Origin of the sequence: Segatella copri, assembly GCF_949820605.1 — a bacterium.
Classification (GTDB): domain Bacteria; phylum Bacteroidota; class Bacteroidia; order Bacteroidales; family Bacteroidaceae; genus Prevotella.
In genome coordinates this window covers 677784-703789 of record NZ_CATKVU010000006.1, presented here as the reverse complement: position 1 = coordinate 703789, position 26006 = coordinate 677784, and the positions used below count along the sequence as shown (strand labels likewise).

Below are 26006 nucleotides of genomic sequence, written 5' to 3'. Positions count from 1 at the left end.
TTCACTCTTCGTTCTTCACTCTTCACTTACTTGAGTGTTTCTACAAACTTATCAAACATGAACTCTGTATCCACAGGGCCTGAGCAAGCCTCTGGGTGGAACTGGCTTGAGAACCAAGGGTTCACCTTGTGGCGGATACCCTCGTTAGAGCCATCATTCATATTTACAAAGAGCTCCTCCCAATCGTTGCCCAATGTCTTGGCATCAACGGCATAACCATGGTTCTGAGAGGTGATGTAGCAATTGTTGGTTCCTACCATGCGCACTGGCTGGTTGTGTGAACGGTGACCATACTTCAACTTGTAGATAGTAGCACCGGCTGCCTTGGAAAGCAACTGGTTACCCATACAGATACCGCAGATAGGCTTGCGACTCTGGCTAATCTGCTTGCGAATAATGTTTACTGCATCCTCGCACATATCCGGGTCACCAGGACCATTGGCCAGGAACAATCCGTCGAAGTCCATATCGGTGTAATCGTAATTCCAAGGCACACGGATAACCTCAACGCCTCTATTGATGAGACAACGGATGATGTTTGCCTTCACACCGCAGTCAACGAGAACCACCTTCTTGCCGGCACCCTCGTTATAACGGATAATTTTCTTGCAGCTCACCTGGTCAACGAAGTTTACACCCTCGTAGTTAGCCTCAGGAATGTTGTCAGGCTCATCATCAAAGAGAATCTTACCCATCATCACACCATGTTCACGAAGCACCTTAGTCAACTCACGGGTATCGATGCCTGTGATTCCTGGCACCTTTTCACGCTTCAACCAGTCGGCAAGACTCTCTACAGCATTCCAGTGGCTGTACTGCTCGCTGTAATCATTCACGATGATGGCAGAAGCATAAATCTTGTCACTCTCCATGAAGGTTGGCAAACCGTTCTCCTCGAAAGTAAATGGTGGCACACCATAGTTGCCCACGAGAGGGAATGTAAGTGTCATCAACTGACCGGCATAAGAAGGGTCGGTCAAACTCTCCGGATATCCCATCATGGCTGTGTTGAACACAACCTCACCCGCTACAGGAGCGTCATATCCAAAAGATTTGCCATGGAACTGGGTTCCATCGCTCAAAACTAAGGTTACTTTTTTCATATCTGACATTTGATTCTTTTATTTCATACTTATAAGAGCAAATGAATTCTTCACTCTTCGTTCTTCTCTCTTCAATTATTTATGATAAACGTTTTCGATATAGTTCACAAATGACTGGTTGCAGAGTTTCGTGCCTCCTGGGGTTGGATAATGACCGGTGAAATACCAGTCGCCCTTGTGGTTTGGAATCGCCTCGCGCAAGCCCTCGATGCTTTGGAACACGAGCTGGATAGGAGTGGTCATGCCTTCCGGACGGAGCATCTCTACTATCTTTTCGTTGATTTCCTCGATGGTGAATGGCTTGTAGATGGCACGAACCGGGTTCACTTGCTCCTCCTTCGGCTTGGCAAGTTCTGCCTTGCATGCCTCGTAGGTCTGCTCGATGAGGTCCTCCATCTTGCGCTCTTTCAGCAGTTGGATGGCAGCACGGAACACGCAGAACTCTTCCAGTCTTGCCATATCGATGCCGTAGTAATCCGGATATCGGATCTGAGGGGCACTGGAAACCACTACAATCTTCTTAGGATGCAGACGGTCGAGGATGCGGAGAATACTCTCCTTCAGGGTAGTACCACGCACGATACTATCATCGATAATGACAAGATTATCCACATTCGGCTCGATGCTTCCGTAGGTTACATCATACACGTGGCTCGCCAGGTCGTTACGACTGTTGCCCTCGGTGATGAAGGTACGGAGTTTGATATCCTTCCATGCTATCTTTTCTGAGCGGACGAAGTCGCCGAGGATTTCGTATAATTCTTCTTTTGATGGAACATGGTCGAGGTTGGCAATCTGCTCAATCTTGGTCTCATTAAGATACTTCTTGAAACCGCTCAACATGCCATAGTAAGCCACCTCAGCAGTGTTCGGGATATAGCTGAACACGGTGTGGTCTACATCGTAATCCACAGCCTTCAGGATAGGCTGGGTCAACTGCTCGCCCAACTGCTTACGCTCCTGATAGATATCCTTGTCGGAACCACGACTGAAGTAGATGCGCTCGAATGAGCAGGCAGAATCACCCTTCTGCTCCATGATGCGCTCGATGCTGCACTCTCCGTTCTTCTTCACGAGAAGCGCCATGCCCGGCATCAGTTCCTGCACTTCCTCTGCCTCCAGGTCGAAGGTGGTCTGGAGTACAGGGCGCTCGCTGGCTACTACCACGATTTCATCGTTCTTGTAATAGAACGCAGGACGGATGCCCCAAGGGTCGCGCATAGAGAACATCTCGCCCGAACCGGTGATACCGCAAACCACATAACCGCCATCAAAGTTCTTCATCGTGGTCTTGAGTACATTGCTCATCTTCACGTGGTCTTCTATATAGTTGGTGATATCGGTATTCTGCATCTCCATCGCCTTTGCAGCTACGAAGTTGCGCTCCACCTCTCTGTCCAGACGGTGGCCCATCAGTTCAAGCATGATGTAGGTGTCGCTGTAGATGCGAGGACTCTGGCCCTGCTTGGTAAGTTCCTCGAAGATTTCATCTACGTTGGTCATGTTGAAGTTACCACAAAGGCAGAGGTTCTTCGCCTTCCAGTTGTTACGTCGCAGGAATGGGTGCACATACTGAATGCCACTCTTTCCGGTGGTACTGTAGCGCAGGTGTCCCATATAAAGTTCGCCTGCAAAAGGCAGTTCCTCTTTAGCGAACTTTGCATCAGCAAGCTGCTCGGGAGTCAGGCTCTTGAAGTTGGCATTCGCCTTGCCGAAGATTTCGGTCACGGCATTCTTGCCCTCTGCACGCTCACGGAACATATACTCATGACCAGGCTTACCGCCCAGTTTGACACAAGCCATACCAGCACCCTCCTGGCCACGGTTGTGCTGCTTCTCCATCATCAGATAGAGTTTGTTGAGTGCGTACATCCAAGTACCATACTTCTGCTGGTAATACTCCAGTGGCTTGAGCAATCTGATCATTGCTACGCCACACTCATGTTTCAATGGTTCCATCTCTCTATTATCCTTATCTTAATTAGTTAAATCTTAATTAGTTAAATTTGAATATACCTATCCGAGGGATACCCCTCCAAAAAAAGGGAAACGTCAAGAAATGACGAATCCCTTTATATATTATTCTACAGTAACAGACTTGGCCAAGTTTCTAGGTTGGTCAACGTCCTTGCCCTTACATACAGCTACATGGTAAGCCAAAAGCTGCAAAGGAATAGTAGCCAATAATGGCTCCAGGCACTCCAAGGTCTCAGGGAGTTCAATCACTTCGTCGGCAATCTTAGAGATGGTTTCGTCGCCCTTGCTGACAATGGCTATAACGCGCCCCTGACGGGCTTTGATCTCCTGTATATTAGACAAGACCTTCTCGTACATGAAATTGTGGGTAGCAATAACAACCACTGGCATATCGCTGTCAATCAACGCAATAGGTCCATGCTTCATTTCCGCTGCAGGATAACCTTCAGCGTGGATGTAGCTAATCTCCTTCAACTTCAATGCACCTTCCAGAGCCACTGGATACTGGAATCCACGGCCCAGATAGATGAAATTGCGAGCGTACGTAAAGGTACGGCTCAAGTCAGCTATCTTATTGTTGAGCTTCAATACTTCCTTCATCTTGGCAGGAATGTTCCAAAGCTGTTCTGTAATCTTCTGATATTCGCTCTCGCTGATGGTTCCTTTCTCCTTTCCGATAGCAAGCGCCAGAAGGATAAGAACGGTAACCTGACCGGTGAACGCCTTGGTAGAGGCTACACCGATCTCAGGACCTACGTGAATATAGGTACCTGTATCTGTTTCTCGGGCAATGGAAGAACCTATCGAGTTACAGATACCATAGATAAACGCACCACTCTCCTTGGCAAGTTTGATGGCTGCCAGGGTATCAGCAGTTTCACCACTTTGGGAAATGGCGATGACCACATCATCCTTCGTTACCACAGGATTACGGTAACGGAATTCAGATGCATATTCCACTTCCACAGGGATGCGGCAATAGTTCTCTATCATCTGCTTGCCGATAAGTCCGGCATGCCATGATGTACCACAAGCCACGATAATGATTCGCTTGGCATTGAGAAGCTGCTGGCGATGGTCGGTAATGGAGCTGAGCACGACACCCATCTCAGTCTCCTTCTTACTGGTTGTATCGTCGCCATCAGTCATTACGCGAGTTTCCACTGTGCGGCTAACTACACGGCCACGCATACAGTTACGAAGGCACTCTGGCTGCTCAAAAATTTCCTTCAACATAAAGTGAGGGAAACCGCCCTTCTCTATCTGACCGAGATCAATGTCTACGGTCTGTACCTCAGGGTTGAGTTTAACGTTCTGGATGTTCACCACCTGCAATTCCTCACCGAGGCGCATCACAGCGATGTTACCATCCTCCAGATAAACCACCTTATCTGTATATTCGATGATAGGACTGGCATCAGAACCGAGATAAAACTCACCATCCTTTCCGATACCTACAACCAACGGACTCTGCTTACGGGCAGCAATGATCTGATTAGGGCTACGCTTATCAAGAATAGCGATAGCGTAGGCTCCGATTACCTGACGGAGAGCCACCTGAACGGCAGTCAGCAAGTCGAGATTTTTCTTTATCTGAATATATTCAATCAGCTGAACGAGAACCTCAGTATCCGTCTCGCTCTTAAACTCTACTCCCTTAGCAATGAGATTCTTCTTGATACCGGCATAGTTTTCTATGATTCCATTATGAATCATGGCAAGGTTCTTGCTAGAGGAATAATGCGGGTGAGCATTTACAGCTGAAGGCTCTCCATGGGTAGCCCAACGAGTATGAGCAATACCCACATGTCCCGAAATATCCTTATCAGAGCAGAACGCTTCAAGATCTGCCACCTTACCCTTTGCTTTGTAAACGTTCAAAGCACCATCATTACTGATAAGAGCAACGCCTGCACTATCGTATCCACGATATTCCAAACGCTTTAAACCTTTGATAAGGGCAGGATAAGCCTCACCCTTACCTAAATATCCTACAATGCCACACATATATTATTATTTTTGTAGTATTCTTATTTTACTCTCTTCTATTACCTGCTATCGCAAGATATTGACAATCAATGATGCGATAGAAATCAATGTACCAACGGCAGAGAACCACAATGTAGTAGATGAACCGATAGATGAGTTTTGAGCTTTCACCTTATTTGGTTCTACATAGATAATATCATTCTGCTGCAGATAATAGAATGGTGAATTAATAATATTTGCATCATTCAAGTTCATACGATAAGTATGCTTCTCTCCTGCTGCATCCTGACGAATCAATAATACATTGTCACGCTTACCATAGATGGTTAAGTCGCCACACTGTGCCAAAGCTTCAAGAATACTCATCTTCTCCTGTGGAGCATAAATAATTCCTGGCTTTTCGACTTCACCTAATACAGATACATGGTAACTGCCCATGCGAACCGTAACAATTGGATTTTCTTTTTCTGCCAGATAAGGCTTCACCTTATTCTTGATGAGATCTTCAGCCTGTTTCTTGGTCAAACCACCGACATGCAAGGTACCAACAACAGGAAACTCAATATTACCATCATTATCAACCAGATATCCTTGCAGGGAACCACTACCATAACTCAGCTGTCCGCTTGTACCCAATGTTTGAGAGACAGAGAGGTTGAAAGGCATGGCAGCCTTTGGATCTGTTGTAATTACTGTAATTGTAAGTTCGTCCTTAGGCATAATCTTGGCTTCATAAAGCATTCTTGAAGCAGCCAAGCTGATAGAATCTGCATTTTGGAAATAAGCTACATTCTTAGTACTTCCACAACTGCCAAGTACTAAGAGTATAGTCAAAGCGACTAAAACTGAACTAACGAGTTTTTTCATTTTCTAAAATTTTCGTTTTAAAATATTGGTGCAAAATTACGGTATTTTTTTGAATACTGCAAATTTTTGCACCAATAATTCTATTTACGTCTATTTTTTTTTGAAATAATAGCCTTTTTTACTTATCTTCGATGCCATTTGATGGCAAATTAAAGCTATAACTGTTATCGAAAATCTTCTTCACCTTATTAATTTCTACGAAGGTAGTACCTCCACCCTCTCCAAAGCTACCGCTCAGATAAGCAATCTTATCCTCCTCACCTAAGTAGCCTTTCTGGCGAAGCATACGTACCGCAGCAGTAAACATAGCTTTGGTAGAAACCTGATCCTTCTGATGGATTGGAATAATACCATAGCTCAGATTCAACCAGCGCTGAAGTTTCTCCTTGTAGCAGATAGCCAAGACCGGACTAGGACCACGGAAGGCTGCCAGGTCGCGTGCAGTCTGACCGGTTTCACCATCAGTGATGATACCGGCAACACCCAACTTCTTTGTAGCCTCAATGGCAGCATGAGCCAGGAAGAGTTTCTGGTCAATCTTGCCCCCTTCCATTGGATCAATATCATTCAGTGGAGACTTATCCTTCTCTGCCTGCTCAGCAATACGTGCCATGGTCTGCACTGCTTCTACAGGATACTTTCCGCTTGCTGTTTCACCAGAAAGCATCAGCGCATCGGTTCGATAGAAGATAGCATTGGCAATATCGGTTACCTCAGCACGGGTAGGACGTGGATTTTTAATCATGGTATGCAACATCTGTGTTGCTACGATTACCGGTTTCTGCGCCTTCACACACTTAGAGATGATGCGGCGCTGGATGCCAGGAATTCTCTCGATTGGCACCTCGATACCCAGGTCACCACGGGCAATCATGATACCATAGCAGGCATCAATAATCTCGTCAATATTATCTACACCTTCCTGATTTTCAATCTTAGAGATAATCTTGATATCACTGTTGTGAGCGTCCAAGATATTCTGAACGGCCTTCACATCGGCTGCATTGCGCACAAAAGAGTGAGCGATGAAATCAATATCCAACTCGATAGCAAGTTCAATATTCCGGCGGTCTTTCTCTGTCAGTGCAGGCAGGTCGATATGCTCTCCCGGCACATTCACGCTCTTGTGAGCCCCGAGCACTCCCTCGTTCTGAACCTCGGCAACCAGCATAGGACCCTGGCTGTCGATAATCTTCATATCGAGTTCACCATCATCGAAGAGCAAATCATCACCTACCTTAACATCGGCTGCGATGTCAGGATAGCTCACATTCACAATATCATGAGAAGACTCCATTTCCGGACGTCCAAAGATTTTCACTACATCACCAACATTGTAGTGGATAGGTTCCTTCACACCTGTAGTTCGCACCTCAGGACCTTTAGTATCAATCATAATACCAATATGTGGAGACACGGCTCTTACATTCTTTACGATGGTGCGTATACCCTCTTCTGTGGCATGAGCAGTATTCATACGAACAACGTTCATACCGGCGAAAAACAGTTTTCGGATAAAATCCTGATCACATTTACGATCACTGATGGAAGCGACAATCTTTGTTTGTTTCATATTTGTAATTTACCTTATTGAAATTTCAATGTTTGCGGTATTTCTACCATAATTCTTAAATTGCGTGCAAAGATACAAAGAATTTCTGAAATAAAAAACATCTGAAATACAAAATATATATAAAATATTGAGTTACTTTCAATTTGAAAGAGCATGAAACAAAAAATCTAGCCAACGAAACACTTCTCGTTCCCATTGGCTAGATGACAAACTTATTAATTCCGTAGAAAAACAGGATTCTTAATGATCAATTCTAAATTAGATATCCAAATCTGGCGCCTTCTCAGCACCTGCTGCTGCCTCAAACTTAGGCATCACATTGAAATTGAAGAGGCCAGCGATAAGGGCACTAGGCATTTTCCTAACCGTCTGGTTATAGTTCTGGACGGCTTCGTTATATTTGCGACGTGCCTCGCTGATGCGGTTTTCCGTACCCTCTTCCTGAACCTGAAGAGCCTTGAAGTTCTCGCTGGCTTTCAACTCAGGATATTTCTCGGCTACTACCATCAGTTTGGAGAATGCATTCGCCAACTCACCCTGTGCAGCAGCATACTTCTTCAGGCTAGCCTCAGTAAGATTGTTGGCATCCAGCTTTACCTGACCAACAGCAGCACGAGCCTTGGTTACCTCGGCAAAGGTTTCTTTCTCATGCTTGGCATAAGCCTTTACTATCTTTGCCAACTGTGGCATCATGTCTGCACGACGCTGATACTGAGTCTGAACATTAGCCAACTCTGTGGTAGCCAACTCCTGTTTCTCTATCAATCCGTTATAACCACTGAACATCCATAGTACCAGCACAACTATGATGCCCAGGATAATCCAACTTTTCTTTATACCTCTCTTTGCCGGTTGCATGTTTGAATTCATTGTCTGTTCCATTGTCATTATTATTAATTAATTATTTACTATAAACTATTAACTATAATCAGTCATCACCATCCTCCGCCAGAGCCGCCTCCGCTAAAGGTACCTCCGCCAAAAGAACCGCCCGAGAAACCGCCACCGGAAGAACCGCCACCTCCCATAAAGAAAGGAGGTATCCAGTCATCGTCATTGTTTCTCCTACGAGACTGGTTTCGCTGATTGCTCTTCGATCTTGGCTTCACAATACCGAGCATCTCCAGAATATACCGGATAAACAGATAGATAGGAATACCGAAGAAGATAAGGAACAGGATAATGACCAGGAACCAGTCCTCTTCGTCATTAACCGAACCTTCATCAACATTCGCAATTCCCGTCCGTCCACTTTTCACCTTATTATATATAGCACGGCTCACAGATGCTACTGCCTCGCCCGGATTGTCTTCGCGCATATACTTCACGATGCAAGCTCGGGCAATATCATCACAGTCCACATCAGTCAACTCACCCTCCAGTCCACTTCCTGGAGCAATAAAGTATTTATGATCCTCCACCGCAATGACGATAACCAGTCCTCTCCGGCTCTTCTTGTAACCGATACCATATTGATTGCCCACATCCTGTGCCATTCGGAAGGCATCCTGGTTGTCAACCTTTCCCACAATGATGAGCACATTCTGTACGCCACACTCCAACTTCAGTTTCTGAAGATAGAAATTGGCAGAATCCTTCTGAGCCTTATCAACATATCCATCCGGGTCGGAAACATATTGCGTAGAATCCCTGAGGAAAGGAATCGGTACATTTTTCGCCGTCCAGACCTCCCCAGCCGTCAACGCCAATGCATGAAAGGCAACCATCATCAAAGCAAAAAAATATCTCTTAAATCTCATAATTTCTCTATTTTGGTGCAAAAATACGCAATAAAAACCTTATATGCAAATACTTAGAGCATTATTTTTGCAAAAAAAGCCTTAAGTATTTTGTTATATCATAAAAAACTTGTATCTTTGCACACCGAAATAAAGATTAACAAGTAAAATTAGTAAAAAATAAAGAAATGACCAAAGCAGATATCATTAATGAGGTAGCTATCGCTACTGGTATGCCTAAGAAAGAAGTAGGTACTGTAGTAGAGGCTTTTATGGAAGAGGTTAAGAAGTGCCTCATCGAAAAGAAGGACAATGTATACTTGCGTGGCTTCGGCAGCTTCAACATCAAGCATCGTGCTGCTAAGACTGCCCGTAACATCTCTAAGAATACAACCATCACGATTCCAGCTCACGACTTGCCAAGCTTCAAGCCATCAAAGAGCTTCATTGAGGAGATGCAGAACGCTCAGTAATACTGCTGGACAGGAAGAGAGAAATATCATTTTTTATAATAACAATATTTTAAAATTTTAAAATCATGCCAAACGGAAAGAAAAAGAAGGGCCACAAGATGGCTACTCACAAGCGTAAAAAGAGATTACGTAAGAACAGACATAAGAGCAAGTAAGCTAGCAGTGTAGCTAGTCTACTATAGCTCTCGGTCAGTTCGTGACTGAGGGGGTGTGTCAGTTCTGATATGGAATGACATACCCTTTTTTTGTATTAATTTAAAGTTAAAAGATTATTGAAGATATGACAAGCGAAGTTGTAATTGATGTCCAACAGAAAGACATCTCTATCGCACTCATGGAGGACAAGCAGCTGGTGGAATACCAGAACGAACCTCGTGAGGCATCATTCTCTGTGGGCAACATCTACATCGCAAAGGTAAAAAAACTGATGCCGGGTCTTAACGCCTGCTTCGTGGATGTAGGTTATGAACGCGACGCCTTTCTTCATTATCTTGACCTAGGAAGTCATTTTAATTCCTACCAGAAGTACCTTAAACAAGTACAGAGCGACAGAAAGAAACTTTTCCCATTCTCTAAAGCCAGCAAAATGCCTGAATTGGAAAAAGACGGCAGCATACAGAATGTACTCAAAGCAGGACAGGAAGTGCTGGTACAAATCGTAAAGGAACCAATCTCTACCAAGGGACCTCGACTCACAGGCGAAATCTCATTCGCGGGCCGATACCTGGTACTCATGCCATTCGGTGATAAAGTTTCTGTCTCGTCGAAAATTAAAAGCGGTGAAGAACGCTCCCGACTCAAACAACTCATTCACAGCATCAAACCAAAGAATTGCGGCGTTATCGTCCGCACTGTGGCTGAGGGTAAGAAGGTCGCTGAGCTCGATGCTGAACTGAAAGTCCTGGTGAAGCGATGGGAGGATGCTATCGCCAAGGTACAGAAGACCCAGCAGCGCCCGCAACTTGCATTCGAGGAGACCGGAAGAGCCGTTGCTCTCTTGCGTGACTTGTTTAACCCATCTTACGAGAACATCTACGTGAACAACGAAGATGTGATGAACGAGGTGAAGAACTATGTTTCTCTAATAGCCCCTGAAAAGGCGGGCATAGTTAAGCTCTACACCGGTAAGGTGCCTATCTTCGACAATTTCAGCATTACCAAGCAGATTAAAGCTGGCTTTGGTCGTGTTGTTAACTACAAGCATGGTGCTTATCTTATCATCGAGCACACCGAGGCCTTGCATGTTGTCGATGTAAACAGTGGTAACAGAACTCGTGAGAAAGGTCAGGAAGCAAATGCACTGGACGTTAACCTCGGCGCTGCTGATGAGTTGGCTAGACAATTGCGCCTCCGAGATATGGGAGGCATCATTGTTGTCGACTTCATCGACATGAACCTTGCCGAAGACCGACAGTTGCTCTATGAACGCATGTGCAAGAACATGCAGAAGGACCGTGCCAAGCACAACATCCTGCCATTGAGCAAGTTCGGACTGATGCAGATTACACGCCAGCGTGTACGTCCGGCTATGGATGTGAATGTAGATGAAACCTGCCCTACCTGTTTCGGTACGGGCAAGATCAAGTCTAGCATCCTCTTCACCGACCAGTTGGAAAGAAAAATCGACCGCCTAGTCAACAAGATCGGCGTCAAGAAATTCACTTTGTATGTGAATCCTTACGTGGCTGCCTTCATCAACAAGGGCTTCATTTCCCTGAAGCGCAGATGGCAGTTTAAGTATGGTTTCGGCTTCAATGTGATTCCTTCACAGAAACTGGCATTCCTCCAGTACGAATTCTACGACAAGGACAACCAGTATCTGGACATGCAGGAAGAACAGGAAACAAAGTAAGTTTTAATTATCAGAAAAAAGCTCCATTCGTATCAGTTTGCGAATGGAGCTTTTTTATTTTGTTTTTCTACACCTTATTATATATAGGGCATCTTAGTAATCTATCTCATTATTCACCATTTTCTCTGTGTCCCAAGGTGCAGGAGCACCGCCAAGATAACGATGGAACCAGTCGAGGTGCGCATTGTAATAGAGCGGCATCGACTTCAGGTTGCTTGGCCAGTGACCATCATACTTCAAGACTATCAGTCGCGAAGGAATGTTCAGGGTCTGCAAGGCTGTGAAATACTGCAAACTCTGGGTATACGGTACACGATAGTCCAGCTCGCCCGTCATCACGAGGGTTGGTGTTGAGAAGTTCTTGATGTATGAGGATGGTGACCACTTCTTGTAGAGATCGGAATTATAAGGCTGTCCCTCTAACTCAAAGTTAGGAAACCATACTTCCTCAGTACTGCCCCACATAGAGCGCAAGTCATATACGCCCATCATGGAAGCCAGACACTTGAATCGCTTGGTATGTCCCTGCAGCCAGTTCATCATGTAACCGCCATACGACCATCCCATCGCCCCGTCCTGGTAGAATCAACATATTCCAGGGTTGCCAACTTATCGGTAACCTTCATTACATCCTCGAATACCTTTCCGCCCCAGTCGCCAGAGATGGCACGGGTGAAAGCCTGACCATATCCCGTAGAACCGTGAGGATTAGGATAAGCCACCACATAACCGGCAGCAGGATAAACCTGCCAGTCGCCACGGAAGGAATTCATCCACTGCATCTGTGGTCCGCCATGCACATTGATGATAAGCGGATATTTCTTGCTGGCATCAAAGTTGTGTGGCTTCACGATGAATACCTGTACCTTGTCACCACCAGCACCCTCTACCCAGATGCTCTCAGATGGACGGATATCCACTTCATCCTCCAACTGCTGGTTGAGGAAGGTTATCTGCTGTTCCTTGCCGCTTGCTACAGGAGTTCCATTCCACTTTTTCATCTGCTGGCGATAGAGGGCCGATGGCTTACCAGTCGTACTATAGGTATAATATACCATACCCTTATTATCGAAATCAAACTCCGAGATGGCCTTGCCCGTCAATACCGGCAAGATGGTTTTTCTGGCTATATCGAGCTTGTAGAGCGGCTCAGCGCCCTGTACCTGACCGAGGAAGAAGATACTCTTGCTGTCGGGAGCCCATTTGTAATCATCTACCCAGTTGTCAAACTTCTCTGTCAGGATGGTAGACTTCTTTGCAGCCCGGTCGTAGATAGCAAGACGGAAGCGATCAGACTCATAACCAGGTACTTGCTGCAAGCGGTAAGCGATATACTTGCCGTCAGGCGAATAGGCTGGAGTACCATCCCAAGCCTTGTTCTCCTTCGTGATGCAGACCGGTTCTCCCCCATTCACAGATACCGTCCACAGGTCGGCATTGGTGCTAGCCTCCTGATGCTCATCATGATTGGATACGAAACAGATCTCCTTGCTGTCAGGAGAGAATTGATAGGTGATTCCACCCCCAACCACGAATATAAGCGAATAATTGCCCGGAGTCAGATCCTTGTAAGTCTTCGTCTGTGTATCGAAAAGGATAAGGTGATTGCATCTGCCATCATTATAGCTCGTCCAATGACGGTAGAGCAACTTGTCGGCAATATGCGCCTGTACAGGTCCCTGCTCTTTTTTCTCCATCCGGGCCTTGTTAGCCTTGGCATCAGCCCCCAGGTCGGGATATACTTCTGCGGTAAAGGCAATGTATCGCTCATCCGGAGAGATGACAGGACTACCGATACCCAACTCATAATCAGTTACCTGTTCCGTCTCGCAGGTAGTCAGATCCATGCGAAAGATCTGAGCCGTCCCTTTCTCATAATTAGTAAAGAAGATACTCTTTCCATCCTTGCTCCATACGGCAGAACAGCTCTTTCCATCCTCGGTAAGAGCCTTGGCGTGAGAGCCATCCGCATTCATGATATAGATGTCGGAGCCAGACTTCTGGTTCTTCAGGTCAGAAGAACTGGCGGTATAGCAAACCGTCTTACCATCAGGCGAAAGGCTTACTGAAGATACGCCCTTCACCCTGTACAAATCTTCGATGGTAAACGCCCTTTTCTGAGCGTTTGCCGAAAGCAGCGCCATCACGAGTGCTGCCGAAAACATCAATCTCTTGTTCATATAACCTATTAATATTTATATTTACGATGCAAAAATAGCAATTATTTTTGGATTTCCTGCAACCTTTTCACTACTTTTATCGTCTAAGCTATGAATAACATTGATAATAACATAAAAAAGAAAGGAAAAGATTATGATTTTAAGTACCACTCCAACCATAGAAGGCCATCCTATCCGTGAATACCGTGGCGTAGTGACCGGCGAAACCATCATCGGTACCAACTTTGTAAAGGATTTCTTTGCCAGTGTCCGTGATGTAATCGGCGGCAGAAGCGGTTCTTACGAAAGCACCCTCCGCGAGGCTAAGGATACAGCCCTCAGAGAGATGGCCGACCGTGCCGCATCCCTGGGCTGTAACGCCATCGTGGGCATCGACCTGGATTACGAAACCGTGGGCAACAGCGGTTCCATGCTGATGGTAACATGCAGCGGAACGGCGGTGATTATCTAAGTTCTGCGACTGTACAAAAGAACAAAACATGCTTGAATTGGGGCGGTAACTACCTAAAAAATCGAGTTACCGCCCCTGTTCAGATATTTTTTTATCTATATAGTGGGTGACATACACCTGATGAATGTCACCAACTTTCTTCTATTTCATTTATTCTATCACCCAATCCTCTATACTTCGCTGGTTTTCCGAGAAGTTAATACCCACTTTCACAACCTTTCGCCCATCATCGGCAAAAGCCTTGGCATAGTTCTTATCGCAGATTTGCGCCATGGCGATGTCGGCAGACTTCTTATATTTCAACTCAAAGATAAAGATACTCTTATCCGTCTTGAGCACAAGGTCTATTCTTCCATCCGAAGTGGTATGCTCCACCTTCACATCTTCGCCAAGCATGGTGAAGATGGTGAATATCACGGCTTGATAGTGACGCTCATTATTGTTGATAATCGTATATGGGAACTTATCATAGAATGCCTTCAAATGAGGCATAAAGGCTTCCATGTCATCATTGATGAGCACATTCTTTTTATAAGCATATACGATAGCATCAAGTTCGCCTACCTCTGAAGGGGTATAATATTGGCAAAGGCTTTCCGAAAAACCTTGTCTAACTTCTTGATTAGGAAAACTGAGGTAATACATACCTAACTGCTTGTCATATCCCTTAATCGCAAGATACCCACTTTGGAAAAGGACTGGCACAGGGTCAGTAATCGTCTCAGTAGGAACATCGAAGCGTTTTGCTCTAGCCCAGATATCATTCAAGTCCATCATATCCAAATTCTTCTGCTGCATCAGTTCTATCAGGAACGTAGGCGTACCAGATGTAAACCAATAGCTATTAAACTCCTTATCGTCCAAAGCATTGATAATGCTGTAAGGATTGAAGATATCCTCGCTATTGATACTGAAGTGGTAGCCATCATAATGCTGCTTGAGTTGCTGCAAGGTCTCCTCATATGTGAGTCCATTATGCTCAGCCATCTCCTCGATTCCCTCACGGAAATACTGAGCCAATTCACTCTTGGTAATACCACAACAGCTACTGTATTCATCCTTCAACGTGAGAATCTTGAGATTGTTCAACTCGCTAAAGATGCTGAGCTGACTAAACTTGGAAATACCTGTGATGAATACAAAGCGGATGTTTCCCTCTTGCTGCTTCAAGGGGCTGAAGAAATCTCTCATGATGTTGCGGATGGTCTTCTGTAAATCTTCGTCACTTACAGAATCATGCATAGGTGCGTCATATTCGTCGATGAGAACGACTGCTTGTTTACCTGTTTGAGCAGCTGCTGCAAGCAAGATGTTCTTAAGACGACCTCCAAAAGACTTCTCATCTATTGGATTAACTTTTAAACCATATTTTTTCTCTTCTACTTCTAGTATTCCGTTTAGAATTGAATATGTATTCTCCAAACTATAATACTTACCACAGCTCAAATCCAAGTGGATGACAGGATATGTCGTCCACTCCTTCTCCATCTGTTCGATGGCAAGGCCCTTAAACAGTTCTTTCTTACCCTCGAAATAAGCCTGGAGGGTAGATACAAACAAGGATTTTCCGAATCGACGTGGGCGACTCAGAAAATGAAACTTGGCATAATGAGCCAACTGATAGACGATAGCCGTCTTGTCAGCATAGAAGTAATTCCCCTTCACGATTTCGGAGAACGTTTGTATTCCCAAAGGATATCTCTTTGAAGCCATAATCTTACTCTTAATAATTAATGTACAAAGATACAGATAATATTTCAGAAAACAAGCATTTTTCTGATTATTAACAATATATCACTGCAAAAATAGAACCGCAATTCAACAAAACATGCTTGAAACGGGGCGGTAACAGCCTTAAAAATCGAGTTACCGCCTCTGTTCAAGCATATTTTTATCTAAAATCCTTTGCGGTATTCAATATCTTTGTAGCCAATTATCAGATCCTTAGGGCTAATTGTTATCATAAAATAAGACTTTACAGACTAGACTACCAGAGTCTATTTCAAGAAAATAGGGAACGTTATGAAATATCAACGCTCCCTATTTTTGTATATCAATACCCTGGGTTTTGAGTCAAATTTGGATTCATATCTATTCCATTTTGAGGAATAGGTAAAAGCAACTGATATTTTTCTAATCCGAGTTCTTTCATCGCCAAACCATTCCTTTTCAAGAAAGCAAAATAGTCTTGCAATTTAAGAGACTTCCTCAGTTGCTTAATTCCCTCAACTGAAACATTTGTTCCGGAAATACCATTTATATTACCCACTTCTGAAATATATTTTGAAGCCTTTGCATTGTTACCCAAGTGAATTTGGCATTCAGCATATAAAAGCTTGACATCTGTAGTAGTCATGATAGGTACTACCTCTTCAGGACTTCCATCTACATTTACCCTAGAGGCTCTTGACTCAATACCCAACAACTTCAAAGCCAATATTAAATCTTTGTTTTCAGATGTATATTTTGTTGGAACTTTTTCCATAGAGTATATATTTTTGTCAACAACTTGTTGGAGAAGATTACTAGCTGCAGCCCATTTTTGCTGATACATATATACTTTCGCCAAAAGAATACGAGCCACATCCTTCGATACAAACAAAGCATCATTGGCGTTGGTTGCAAAAGCTACACATTTCTTTTCATCCAAATTTCTTATTGCTTCTACCAGTTCTTCTTCCAGCATTTGTAGAATACTAGATTCGGATGTTCTTGGAACATAAGAATCTGCATAACCTTCAAAACCTGCATTAGGCATCACAACTACACCACCCCACCAAATCAACATTTGATAGTAGCACAAATCTCGATAAACATTCAGATAAGGAGAATATACTGCCCTATACATGGCATCTGCTCTATACAACCTTGCAATCATATTCAGCGCTTGGTATGAATCATTCCAACACTTACGGATATTCGGTTCACTGCTACTAATAGGAGCAACAAAACGAAAATCATTTATTATCTTTGTATAACGAAAATTCATCTGAGCCTCAAGGGTTACAGCATTTGCCAAACTCTTCATAAATTCAGAAATCCAACTGATACCAACACTTCCGAGGCGAGGTACTATGATTTCTGCATTAGGATTAGCTTGCTGAGTTAAGTTCAAGCGAGCCACTACATTACCCATACCATCATATAAAGGAATTGAAACAGCTTGTTCCTTCCTAAAAAAGGCAGCCTTTACAACCACCTTTAAGATATTATTATTCAATTCTTTAGTATAGTTGATACAAGGTTCATTTCCACTTCCTGTTTCATAAATTTCCATTCCAGAGACAGATACTGACGGATAATTTTCTATTTCAGAAAAACTTGGTCGCTCTAAGTAAACAGGTACAGTTGTATTTACCTTTACCTCATAGCTTCCACCTTCCATAGGTACATTGATATTATTTGTTTCCAAACTGACAGGATGATTTTCAGGCGCAATTTCATTTCCTGCGGTTCCATCTCCATCCCAATCGAAATAATAGATAAGATTCTTAACGGCAACCTCTTTACCCATCTCTTGATAGCGTTTCTTGATATTCTCTGCTATTTGAGGCAATTTACTTTCCAAAGAGAACATATCTTTACGAATTTGAAGCTTGGTAGTTTCTGAGAAATTACCATCCTCAGCAAACTCTTCTGAAAGTTGAGATAAATACTCAGTAATTTGTGCTTCAGAACGATTGTACAGAATTAAAGATGATACGGCAATAAGAGCTGCAGCTTCATCAGTACCAGAAGTAATCGAGAAATGATTAACATCAGTCTTGGCATACTTTTCGAGACCAAAAGTCTTGAGGACTTCTTCTTGTGCCTGATTGTTGGCTTCCTTAAACGACTTACCATCCTTAGCTACCAAATCCATAACTCTCTGATACTTAAGATGTGAAAGAATATTCAAATTCACATCAGCTGCATTTTGAAGATTAGCAACAGCATTTAAAGCCAAGGTTCCTTTAGAAAGTTCGCCAGTTACTTCATTAAAATAATATCCAGAAGCAGACAGTTTTACATAGGGAGACTTTAACAATTTAGATCTAAAAGTAAAAGTACCCTCATTATCTGTAATCGTAGAAGTAAAAGACTCACCAGTTTCATCTAGGTCAGCATCTAAAGGCTGCATTTGGATGGCTGTACCTCTAACAAAAGGACCTTTTTCTACCTTACCACCTACATTAAAGTTAGTAGGAGTGTAACCATCCAGGTCGTCATTACTAGAACAAGACTGTAGCATTGCCATCATTCCTATGGTAACAACCACAACGGCTTTCTTTAAAATTACTTTCATAATCTCATTATTTATTAGTTAAACTTTCATATACAAGAAGCGTGGTCTACATATACCACACCTAACTTTGGAGGTCCTGAGAAAACCCTGAGATACAGATATAGTAATAGTAGCCCACGCTATGCGTGAGAACCACTATGCTATCATTGTATCTCTTTTTGAAAATTTCTCAGGTTTCCAAAGTTACAAGATAAGCATAACGCCTCTTTATATTCTAATATGTCTTGGAGATGGCATACACCAAATCCGCTTCAAAATTACAAAACTTTCCCGACATAGCCACAAGTTTTGGGGGAAAATTTGCATATAAGCCTCACTTTTCTTTCCTTTTTTCTATTTTTAATCACTTTTCTTCTATCTCACCAGATATTTTGCGACCAAATCTCTAAGCATCGACTCCGGAAGATTCGACAATCCCGTCTCTTGAATCGTAGCATATTCGAGCTTGTTCTTTCCGATAATAAACTTACACTCTCGCCCATCTATGCTTGCATACAAATGGAAGTTGCCTTTGTAAGCCTGCTCTATGCGAACATCAGTACAACTTTTGCCATCTATCTCAAAAGAAGCAGAACTGTTGTCTTTATCCTCCAACCCCCATGATACGAGATGAGCATTTATCGCTGACTCTATGGAACTGATCCATCTATCATCGTTTTGTATGACGTATTCTCTGCGCTTTCTTCTCATCCTTTCTCATCAGATAAGGTGATGGAGGAAGTTCGGGAAGCACATCATTTATAGCATCAATCTGCCCCACCACCTTCAGCAAGAGAAGAAAAGTGGCAAGCGAAAGATTGCCCCCTGTACCATTCTCAAACTTGTGGATGGTGGTCAAGCCAAGCCCAGTAAGCTCGGCAACCTCTTTCTAGGTGAGAGCCGCTTACAAATGCCGCAGATTCGCCCATCCCTTCATCACTCGCACATAGATGTTTTTCTTGAAAAAAGTCTCAATGTATCATTATTTGCAAATATATCACTGATACATAATGAATTACAAAATGATACTTCCAAATATATTTACAAAGAAGTATCATAGAAGTATCATGAATTCCATAGAAGTATCATTAAATCACCATGATGCATCATAAAAAAACACGAAATTATAGTCAACTAAATATAGAAAAACTACAATTTGCTTGCTCAAAATAGTGCCCAAAAATCACCCCATGAAATGGGCATTCAATGCCCGCAGTACGGGCAATGAGTACCCAACACTTGGTCTATCGATACCCGTCACTTGATCTCTTAGTGCCCGTGTGACGGGCACTAAGAGACCAACCTATGTGCTTATTCCTAACTACAGTTGTCTGTGTTTTCCATCTTATTCCTAGTTAATATTGGCATACTTTATAAACTAGAAAGGTAGACACTAGCAATTTTATAAAACTGAAATACTAGACATTTCTTAGTTTTTGTGCCTGTATTTCTAGACATAAATCCTCAAAAAAGGCTTTTTTGCAAGCAACTTACCTGAATTTTATGATACTTCTATTGAATTTATGATACTTCTATGATACTTCTTTGTAAAATAAACAGAAAAGTCTCATTTTTATAAACCATTATATACCAATCACATACATCGGTTTTAGCCACAAATAATGAGACTTTGAGACTTTTTTTCGAGAAAAAAAACTTTTATGTGCACGAAAGAAAAGGAAAGAAGAAAGCAGTAATTATAAAAGAAAAAGCAGCAATAGCTACTACTCCATTGCTGCTTATTTTATTTTACTGAACAATCTTGAAGCGGATACGCAAAGAATGCGCATGCTCATCCCAATTGGTACCAAGCAATACGAACTTGCCAATCTGGGCTGTAGAACGGACATGCTTGCCGATACATGGACAAACATCATAATCACCGATACGAACCAGACGCAAGGTCTCGCTCGCATCATCCGGCAGACGGTCTAACTTGACGTTAGCCGGAATGTGGTCACGATCCACAAACTCGTAAGTAACAGGCATATCAAGCTCTATCAGACGATTCATTTCCGTCTCAATCGCCTTTTCCTCCTGACGGGTAGGCTTATGATCGACTAAGAAAGTCATCTTACTCTTCTTTCGCTCAATATGAGCATTCTTGCTGCGATCGCAGCCAAACATGCGAACCATCAGCTGATTGAGCAAATGCTCTGCCGTATGAGCAGGAGGGAACTCCTCCTTATGATGCTCATTCAATATGATATCACTTTCCTCCATCTTGACATTGAATTTATAGATTCTTACTCCGTTAGCATCCATTGATATCGGGAACACGCCATCCTTCTTCAATTCAACCTTCTTCTTGCCACCCGAGAACAGTTCTGTTACCAGCAACTCCTCTTCAGCAATATGGAAGAAATCGAAAGCATGACCAGGGATGCAAACCTGCAACTGACGCGCCTCCTGAGCAAAATTAAGTACGATGAGCATGGCTTCATCATCCTTCTTGCGAAGGAAGGCGAAATTGGTACGGGGATCGAAATTCTCAGAACCCGGATTCACATACATCAAATCGAAGGTCTCACCCTCGCGGATGGCTTTCTCTTCATTGGCGAAGCGAAGAAGCTGGCGATAAGTGGCTGCCAGATATTTCTGCTCCTGACTCAATGCCGAGCCAGATGAATCCTGATAGGCATGTGTCAGAGTTTCAGGACTCCAATAGTCGAATATCGTGGTACGACCATCCGTGCCGCTGAATCCTTCCTTATCCATTCCCTTCTCGCCGAATTCCTGACCGCTGTAAAGCATGAAAGGATTCTTCTGGAAGAAGAGACTCATGGCTGCAGCAGGAATCGCCTTCATGGCTGAGCCACAGAAGAAATCGCTGGCGATGCGCTGCTCATCATGATTCTCAAGGAAATAGAGCATGTGATCGCGGATATCATCCACTACCTGCCACTCGTGAGTGATACTGGCTGCCGGACGCTCACCACGAAGCACACCACGCAGGCAATCATACATTCCTACCTTGTCATAAAGATAATCGAAACCAGCCTTTACAAAGTTGCGGTACTGGTTAGGATCGTATACCTCACCGATAACCACGATGTGAGGATACTTCGCCTTCAATATTCCGGTAGCGTATGACCAGAATGCCGTTGGCACCATTTCTGCCATATCACAGCGGAAGCCATCTACGCCCTTGCTTGCCCAGAAGAGGAGTATATCTGTCATCTTGCCCCATGTGTTTGGCACTGGTTCATAATGATAGCTTCTGCCTCCTGCATCACAGTAATCTACACCGTAATTGAGTTTCACGGTCTCATACCAGTCGTTACAGCCAGGATGGTTATCAAACCGGTCGTTTCCTGTAGCTCTGGCTGGGCTCTCGGTATAAGGTTCATAAATCTTGGCATCTTTCGCAGAAAAAGCCTTGAACTCTGGTTTGGATTGACGGATTTCATTCAAATCCAAATCGCCCCATGCATAATAGAAATTATTCCTAGTAGAGAAGTGCATGTTCGGATCATCATCTTCTCCCAAATCTCGTACACCTGTTGGTTTGCAAATGGAATGATACTCTCGGGCTACATGGTTTGGGACGAAATCCATGATTACTTTCATACCAGCCTTGTGAGTACGCTCTATCAGCTGCTCCCACTCTTTCATTCTCATACTGACATTCACAGCCAAGTCTGGATCGATATCATAGTAGTCGGTAATAGCATATGGCGAACCTGCTTTTCCCTTCACTACCTCTGCATGCTGAGTAGGAATTCCATAAGAAGAGTAGTTTGTCTGAGTGGCATGACGAATCACACCCGTATACCAAATATGTGTAAATCCCATATCGTGGATGCGAGCCAGAACTTCATCTGAGAAATTATTCAACTTTCCGCAACCATTTTCTTCGATGGTACCATTTTCCTTACAGGTTGTATTCTGGTTTCCGAAGAGTCGTGGGAGAACCTGGTATATAATAACTTTTTCCTTCATTTAGCGGCTTTACTAAAAAAATGAAACGTTTTACCTTTCCAACAACGCCTTTGCTGAAAAGATAAAACGTTGAATAGTGTTATTGTTGATTAAGCAATACCATGAGCGGCAACATTCTTGTCGATGCGGCCAATCATACCCTGCAATGCCTTGCCAGGACCACACTCTGTGAAGTCATCAGCACCATCAGCAATCATAGCCTGTACAGATGAAGTCCAACGTACAGAGCTTGTAAGCTGTGCGATGAGGTTCTGCTGAATCTCAGCTGGATCAGTATGAGGCTTACCGTCTACATTCTGGTAAACCGGACACTTAGGAGCAGAGAATGTAGTCTTCTCGATAGCAGCCTGAAGTTCATCCTTAGCTGGCTGCATCAATGGAGAGTGGAAAGCACCACCAACCTTCAAAGGCAATGCACGCTTAGCACCAGCAGCCTTCAGCTTCTCGCAAGCTGCATTGATAGCATCCACGTTACCAGAGATAACGAGCTGACCAGGGCAGTTGTAGTTAGCAGCAACTACCACGTTGCCTTCTGTACTTACCTCAGCGCAGATTTCCTCAACCTTCTCATCTGGCAAACCGATGATGGCAGCCATGGTACCAGGGTTAGCCTCGCAAGCCTTCTGCATAGCGTTGGCACGGGCAGCAACGAGTTTCAAACCATCCTCGAAAGCCATAGCACCGGCAGCAACCAATGCAGAGAACTCACCGAGAGAGTGACCTGCAACCATAGCTGGCTTGAACTCCTCACCCAGGCAAAGAGCAGAGATAACAGAATGGAGGAATACAGCAGGCTGGGTAACCTTGGTTTCCTTCAACTGATCGTCGGTACCGGCGAACATGATATCAGTAATCTTGAAGCCGAGAATCTCGTCGGCCTTATCAAAAAGTTCTTTTGCCAATGCGTTGTTATCGTAGAGATCCTTACCCATACCTACGAACTGAGAACCCTGTCCAGGGAAAACAAATGCTTTCATTTTATCCTTATATTTTTTAGTTTATAAATAATATTCTGTAATAAATATGAATTCTCTGAATTCGACTGCAAAGGTACAATAAAATTCTGAGAATCAGCAGAGAATATTAAAAAATAAAGTTATATATTCTAAATTACTACAAGAATGGTAAAAACTTTCCATTCTGAATGCGGAACAGGCATAAAAAAATCCCTAATGCCTTTCGGCAAAAGGGATCTTTATATTAATTTGCTTTACAGTGCGAAAAATATCGTACTTCATACAAATTGATTGAGCTAGGATTATTCAGCTGCTGGAGCCTCTTCCTCAGCTGCAGCCTCAGCAGGTGCCTCAACTGGAGCCTCCTCAGCAGCAGGAGCTGCAACAGGAGCGTTCTCAGCAACAACATTAACAGGAACCTTAACCTCAACCTCCTTGTGGTAGTGTACAGTAGCCTCGTACTCACCAACCTTCTTAGCATCCTTCATAGTGATGATCTTGCGATCAACCTCGATGCCCTTCTTAGCGAGTTCCTCAGCAACAGTTGCAGCGTTAACTGAGCCATAGAGCTGACCAGTAGCGCTCACCTTAGCAGCGATAGTAAGAACAATGCCCTCGAGAGCCTCGCCCTTCTTAACAGCCTCAGCCTTGATAGCCTCAAGCTTGTGAGCCTGCTGCTTCAAATCTTCAGCCAACTGCTTTTTTGCAGATGGAGATGCGATAACAGCCTTACCTGTAGGGATAAGGAAGTTACGACCATAACCACTCTTTACATTTACGATATCGTTCTTATATCCAAGACCGATAATATCTTGCTTCAAAATAATTTCCATTCTTCTTTATCCTCCTTAAATTACTTCATCAAATCGGTTACGTAAGGAAGCAAAGCGATCTGGCGAGCACGCTTTACAGCCTGTGCTACACGGCGCTGATACTTCAAAGATGTACCTGTGATACGACGTGGAAGGATTTTACCCTGCTCGTTCAAGAACTTCTTCAAGAACTCTGGATCCTTGTAGTCGATGTACTTAATACCGCTCTTCTTGAAACGGCAATACTTCTTCTTCTTTGTGTCGATAGAAGGAGCAGTCAAATAACGGATTTCTGATTTCTGATCTGCCATGATTAAGCCTCCTCTTTTTTACCAAGCTTTGCACGACGCTTCTCTGCGTAAGCGGCAGCATACTTGTCAAGTTTAACAGTCATGTAACGAATTACTTTCTCGTCGCGGCGATAAGCTGTTTCGAGCTTAGCGATAACAGTTGGCTCAGCCTTGAATTCAACCAAGCTGTAGAAGCCTGATGTCTTCTTCTCGATGTTGTAAGCCAACTTCTTCAAACCCCAAGTCTCTTTGTTCAGAATCTCAGCACCATTATCGGTGAGTACCTTCTCGAACTTAGCGACCGTTTCCTTCATCTGTTCATCAGACAAAACGGGAGTCAAAATGAAAACGGTTTCGTATTGATTCATACTACTTTAAATGATTAAATATTAATATAAAAATTCTCATGCAAACCGGAAAATGTGTGCGAAAACACAGCCTTTTCACGAATTGCGGTGCAAAATTACGACTTTTTCTTGAATTAACCAAATATTTTTCGTACTTTTGCACAAAATAATTGTTAATAGTATAAAAACAACCTCTAAATTGTAAAGAATATGGCAAAAATGAATAAGAAACTGATTACTCTGCTCCATACCCTACCATCTATGGGCATGGCTTTCATCGTTTTAGGCGTCCTGCTGATGGTTGCCAGTTTTGCGTTTTCTATCAAGGGAAACAGCGTACTCTTCGCTGGCCTCTTTTTCATCCTGGCAGGAATAGCAGGATTTGTATATTCATTAAAAAAAGGATAAGCCGGTCACCGACTTATCCTTTTTATATCTTTGAGAATCTTTTCCCTGTTACTGAAATATTTAATCCTCGTTAGGAACAATGAGTTTGTATCCCTTACCATGGATATTGATGATTTCAATCTGAGGATCGTCCTTCAAATGCTTACGGAGTTTAGTGATATAAACATCCATTGAGCGTGCATTGAAGTAATTGTCATCAATCCAGATGGTCTTCAGAGCAAAATCACGCTGCAGAATTTCATTAGAGTGAGCACAGAGCAAAGCAAGAAGTTCATTCTCCTTGGTGGTAAGCTTGGTCTGCTTTTCACCAATGGTAAGAAGCTGCTTCTGGGTATCGAAGGTAAAGTCACCAATGTGATACATGGTAGACTCCTTGCTCTTCTTGCCACGTACGCGGCGGAGAATAGCCTCTACACGGAACACCAATTCCTCCATAGAGAATGGCTTGGTGATATAATCATCAGCACCAATCTTGAAACCTTCAAGGATATCTTCCTTCAATGTCTTGGCAGTAAGGAAGATGATTGGGAGGTCGGCATTGGTCTGACGAATTTCCTGTGCCAGGGTAAAGCCGTCCTTCTTTGGCATCATCACGTCGAGTACTGCAATATCAAACTTATTTTTATTGAATTCCTTATAACCTACCTCGCCATCAGGGCACAGAACTGTGGTAAATCCCTTTGCCTGCAAATATTCGCGAAGCAACATACCTAAATTTTCATCGTCCTCGCAAAGCAAGATTTTAATTTTCTCTTCCATATCTTTATTCTTTAAAATTATTAA

19 protein-coding genes and 3 pseudogenes are annotated in these 26006 nt (G+C 43.4%); 4 read left to right on the top strand and 18 right to left on the bottom strand.

From position 1 onward, the window contains the following. Positions 1-26 precede the first annotated feature (26 nt). The 7 genes from carA to RCO84_RS03870 form a co-directional block, all read right to left on the bottom strand. Positions 27-1103, bottom strand: a complete 1077-nt coding sequence (gene carA / locus RCO84_RS03900; RefSeq protein WP_317583985.1) for a glutamine-hydrolyzing carbamoyl-phosphate synthase small subunit — start codon at positions 1101-1103, stop codon at positions 27-29. Between the two features lie 75 nt (positions 1104-1178). Further along, positions 1179-3062 (bottom strand): amidophosphoribosyltransferase, encoded by a 1884-nt coding sequence (locus RCO84_RS03895; RefSeq protein ID WP_144151706.1) that lies wholly within the window; start codon positions 3060-3062, stop codon positions 1179-1181. Positions 3063-3182: 120 nt separating this feature from the next. Then, entirely contained in the window at positions 3183-5087 is a 1905-nt protein-coding gene (gene glmS, locus RCO84_RS03890; RefSeq protein ID WP_264900437.1) for a glutamine--fructose-6-phosphate transaminase (isomerizing), read from the bottom strand. A gap of 48 nt (positions 5088-5135) precedes the next feature. Beyond that, entirely contained in the window at positions 5136-5936 is an 801-nt protein-coding gene (locus RCO84_RS03885; protein ID WP_144151712.1) for a polysaccharide biosynthesis/export family protein, read from the bottom strand. Between the two features lie 118 nt (positions 5937-6054). Continuing rightward, the gene (gene pyk / locus RCO84_RS03880) at positions 6055-7509 is read right to left on the bottom strand and encodes a pyruvate kinase (RefSeq protein WP_144151715.1); all 1455 of its coding nucleotides are present in this window, start codon (positions 7507-7509) and stop codon (positions 6055-6057) included. A gap of 258 nt (positions 7510-7767) precedes the next feature. Next, positions 7768-8391 carry a LemA family protein gene (locus tag RCO84_RS03875; protein WP_287548653.1) on the bottom strand — a complete coding sequence of 208 codons (624 nt, stop codon included), beginning with the start codon at positions 8389-8391 and terminating at the stop codon, positions 7768-7770. 53 nt (positions 8392-8444) lie between these two features. After that, positions 8445-9269, bottom strand: coding sequence for a TPM domain-containing protein (locus tag RCO84_RS03870; protein ID WP_317583983.1), 825 nt, complete (start codon positions 9267-9269; stop codon positions 8445-8447). A 155-nt stretch (positions 9270-9424) separates the two neighbouring features. On the opposite strand from RCO84_RS03870, the pseudogene RCO84_RS03865 reads away from it, so the two are divergent. Together RCO84_RS03865 and RCO84_RS03860 are read left to right on the top strand one after the other, a co-directional pair. Then, a pseudogene (locus RCO84_RS03865) lies at positions 9425-9721 on the top strand (HU family DNA-binding protein); the annotation flags it as partial. A gap of 280 nt (positions 9722-10001) precedes the next feature. Continuing rightward, a complete protein-coding gene (locus tag RCO84_RS03860; RefSeq protein WP_117692278.1) occupies positions 10002-11573 on the top strand; it encodes an Rne/Rng family ribonuclease in 1572 nt (523 codons plus the stop codon). A gap of 93 nt (positions 11574-11666) precedes the next feature. Here the strand turns inward: RCO84_RS03860 and RCO84_RS03855 are convergent. Then, positions 11667-13270 (bottom strand): annotated as a pseudogene (locus tag RCO84_RS03855) (S9 family peptidase). 616 nt (positions 13271-13886) lie between these two features. Between RCO84_RS03855 and RCO84_RS03850 the strand changes: the two are divergent. Beyond that, positions 13887-14204 (top strand): heavy metal-binding domain-containing protein, encoded by a 318-nt coding sequence (locus RCO84_RS03850; protein WP_006847412.1) that lies wholly within the window; start codon positions 13887-13889, stop codon positions 14202-14204. 150 nt (positions 14205-14354) lie between these two features. On the opposite strand, the gene RCO84_RS03845 is transcribed toward RCO84_RS03850, so the two are convergent. The 9 genes and pseudogenes from RCO84_RS03845 to rpsF all read right to left on the bottom strand — a co-directional run bounded on the left by RCO84_RS03845 (position 14355) and on the right by rpsF (position 24836). Further along, entirely contained in the window at positions 14355-15917 is a 1563-nt protein-coding gene (locus RCO84_RS03845) for an ATP-binding protein (protein ID WP_317583982.1), read from the bottom strand. A 340-nt stretch (positions 15918-16257) separates the two neighbouring features. Next, positions 16258-18489: a RagB/SusD family nutrient uptake outer membrane protein gene (locus tag RCO84_RS03840; protein WP_317583980.1), complete on the bottom strand. Its 2232-nt coding sequence runs from the start codon at positions 18487-18489 to the stop codon at positions 16258-16260. A 354-nt stretch (positions 18490-18843) separates the two neighbouring features. Beyond that, the gene (locus tag RCO84_RS03835) at positions 18844-19179 is read right to left on the bottom strand and encodes a hypothetical protein (protein ID WP_317583978.1); all 336 of its coding nucleotides are present in this window, start codon (positions 19177-19179) and stop codon (positions 18844-18846) included. Then, positions 19139-19357, bottom strand: a pseudogene (locus RCO84_RS16920) (helix-turn-helix domain-containing protein); the annotation flags it as partial. The pseudogene RCO84_RS16920 and the gene RCO84_RS03835, both read right to left, overlap by 41 nt. An 860-nt stretch (positions 19358-20217) precedes the next feature. Continuing rightward, complete coding sequence (locus tag RCO84_RS03830) at positions 20218-22410, bottom strand: alpha-amylase family glycosyl hydrolase (RefSeq protein ID WP_317583976.1); 2193 nt, start codon at positions 22408-22410, stop codon at positions 20218-20220. 89 nt (positions 22411-22499) lie between these two features. Further along, positions 22500-23387 carry an ACP S-malonyltransferase gene (gene fabD / locus RCO84_RS03825; protein WP_022121906.1) on the bottom strand — a complete coding sequence of 296 codons (888 nt, stop codon included), beginning with the start codon at positions 23385-23387 and terminating at the stop codon, positions 22500-22502. Between the two features lie 281 nt (positions 23388-23668). Further along, on the bottom strand, positions 23669-24199 hold the full coding sequence (gene rplI / locus RCO84_RS03820; protein ID WP_006847400.1) for a 50S ribosomal protein L9: 531 nt from the start codon (positions 24197-24199) through the stop codon (positions 23669-23671). Between the two features lie 20 nt (positions 24200-24219). Beyond that, positions 24220-24489, bottom strand: coding sequence for a 30S ribosomal protein S18 (gene rpsR / locus RCO84_RS03815; protein ID WP_006847399.1), 270 nt, complete (start codon positions 24487-24489; stop codon positions 24220-24222). Between the two features lie 2 nt (positions 24490-24491). Continuing rightward, the gene (gene rpsF / locus RCO84_RS03810) at positions 24492-24836 is read right to left on the bottom strand and encodes a 30S ribosomal protein S6 (protein ID WP_144152289.1); all 345 of its coding nucleotides are present in this window, start codon (positions 24834-24836) and stop codon (positions 24492-24494) included. Between the two features lie 189 nt (positions 24837-25025). Between rpsF and RCO84_RS03805 the strand changes: the two genes are divergently transcribed. Further along, positions 25026-25223 (top strand): hypothetical protein, encoded by a 198-nt coding sequence (locus RCO84_RS03805; RefSeq protein WP_217314305.1) that lies wholly within the window; start codon positions 25026-25028, stop codon positions 25221-25223. A 60-nt stretch (positions 25224-25283) separates the two neighbouring features. On the opposite strand, the gene rprY is transcribed toward RCO84_RS03805, so the two are convergent. Beyond that, positions 25284-25982, bottom strand: coding sequence for a response regulator transcription factor RprY (rprY, locus tag RCO84_RS03800; RefSeq protein WP_006847396.1), 699 nt, complete (start codon positions 25980-25982; stop codon positions 25284-25286). Between the last annotated feature and the right edge of the window lie 24 nt (positions 25983-26006).

Coding starts and splice junctions, on each gene's coding strand:
- RCO84_RS03840 (WP_317583980.1), bottom strand. CDS start 18,489: ATGAAAGTAATTTTAAAGAAAGCCGTTGTGGTTGTTACCATAGGAATG.
- RCO84_RS03875 (WP_287548653.1), bottom strand. CDS start 8,391: ATGGAACAGACAATGAATTCAAACATGCAACCGGCAAAGAGAGGTATA.
- rpsF (WP_144152289.1), bottom strand. CDS start 24,836: ATGAATCAATACGAAACCGTTTTCATTTTGACTCCCGTTTTGTCTGAT.
- RCO84_RS03845 (WP_317583982.1), bottom strand. CDS start 15,917: ATGGCTTCAAAGAGATATCCTTTGGGAATACAAACGTTCTCCGAAATC.
- RCO84_RS03850 (WP_006847412.1), top strand. CDS start 13,887: ATGATTTTAAGTACCACTCCAACCATAGAAGGCCATCCTATCCGTGAA.
- rplI (WP_006847400.1), bottom strand. CDS start 24,199: ATGGAAATTATTTTGAAGCAAGATATTATCGGTCTTGGATATAAGAAC.
- RCO84_RS03895 (WP_144151706.1), bottom strand. CDS start 3,062: ATGGAACCATTGAAACATGAGTGTGGCGTAGCAATGATCAGATTGCTC.
- RCO84_RS03870 (WP_317583983.1), bottom strand. CDS start 9,269: ATGAGATTTAAGAGATATTTTTTTGCTTTGATGATGGTTGCCTTTCAT.
- fabD (WP_022121906.1), bottom strand. CDS start 23,387: ATGAAAGCATTTGTTTTCCCTGGACAGGGTTCTCAGTTCGTAGGTATG.
- rpsR (WP_006847399.1), bottom strand. CDS start 24,489: ATGGCAGATCAGAAATCAGAAATCCGTTATTTGACTGCTCCTTCTATC.
- glmS (WP_264900437.1), bottom strand. CDS start 5,087: ATGTGTGGCATTGTAGGATATTTAGGTAAGGGTGAGGCTTATCCTGCC.
- RCO84_RS03835 (WP_317583978.1), bottom strand. CDS start 19,179: ATGAGAAGAAAGCGCAGAGAATACGTCATACAAAACGATGATAGATGG.
- RCO84_RS03830 (WP_317583976.1), bottom strand. CDS start 22,410: ATGAAGGAAAAAGTTATTATATACCAGGTTCTCCCACGACTCTTCGGA.
- RCO84_RS03805 (WP_217314305.1), top strand. CDS start 25,026: ATGGCAAAAATGAATAAGAAACTGATTACTCTGCTCCATACCCTACCA.
- pyk (WP_144151715.1), bottom strand. CDS start 7,509: ATGAAACAAACAAAGATTGTCGCTTCCATCAGTGATCGTAAATGTGAT.
- RCO84_RS03860 (WP_117692278.1), top strand. CDS start 10,002: ATGACAAGCGAAGTTGTAATTGATGTCCAACAGAAAGACATCTCTATC.
- rprY (WP_006847396.1), bottom strand. CDS start 25,982: ATGGAAGAGAAAATTAAAATCTTGCTTTGCGAGGACGATGAAAATTTA.
- carA (WP_317583985.1), bottom strand. CDS start 1,103: ATGAAAAAAGTAACCTTAGTTTTGAGCGATGGAACCCAGTTCCATGGC.
- RCO84_RS03885 (WP_144151712.1), bottom strand. CDS start 5,936: ATGAAAAAACTCGTTAGTTCAGTTTTAGTCGCTTTGACTATACTCTTA.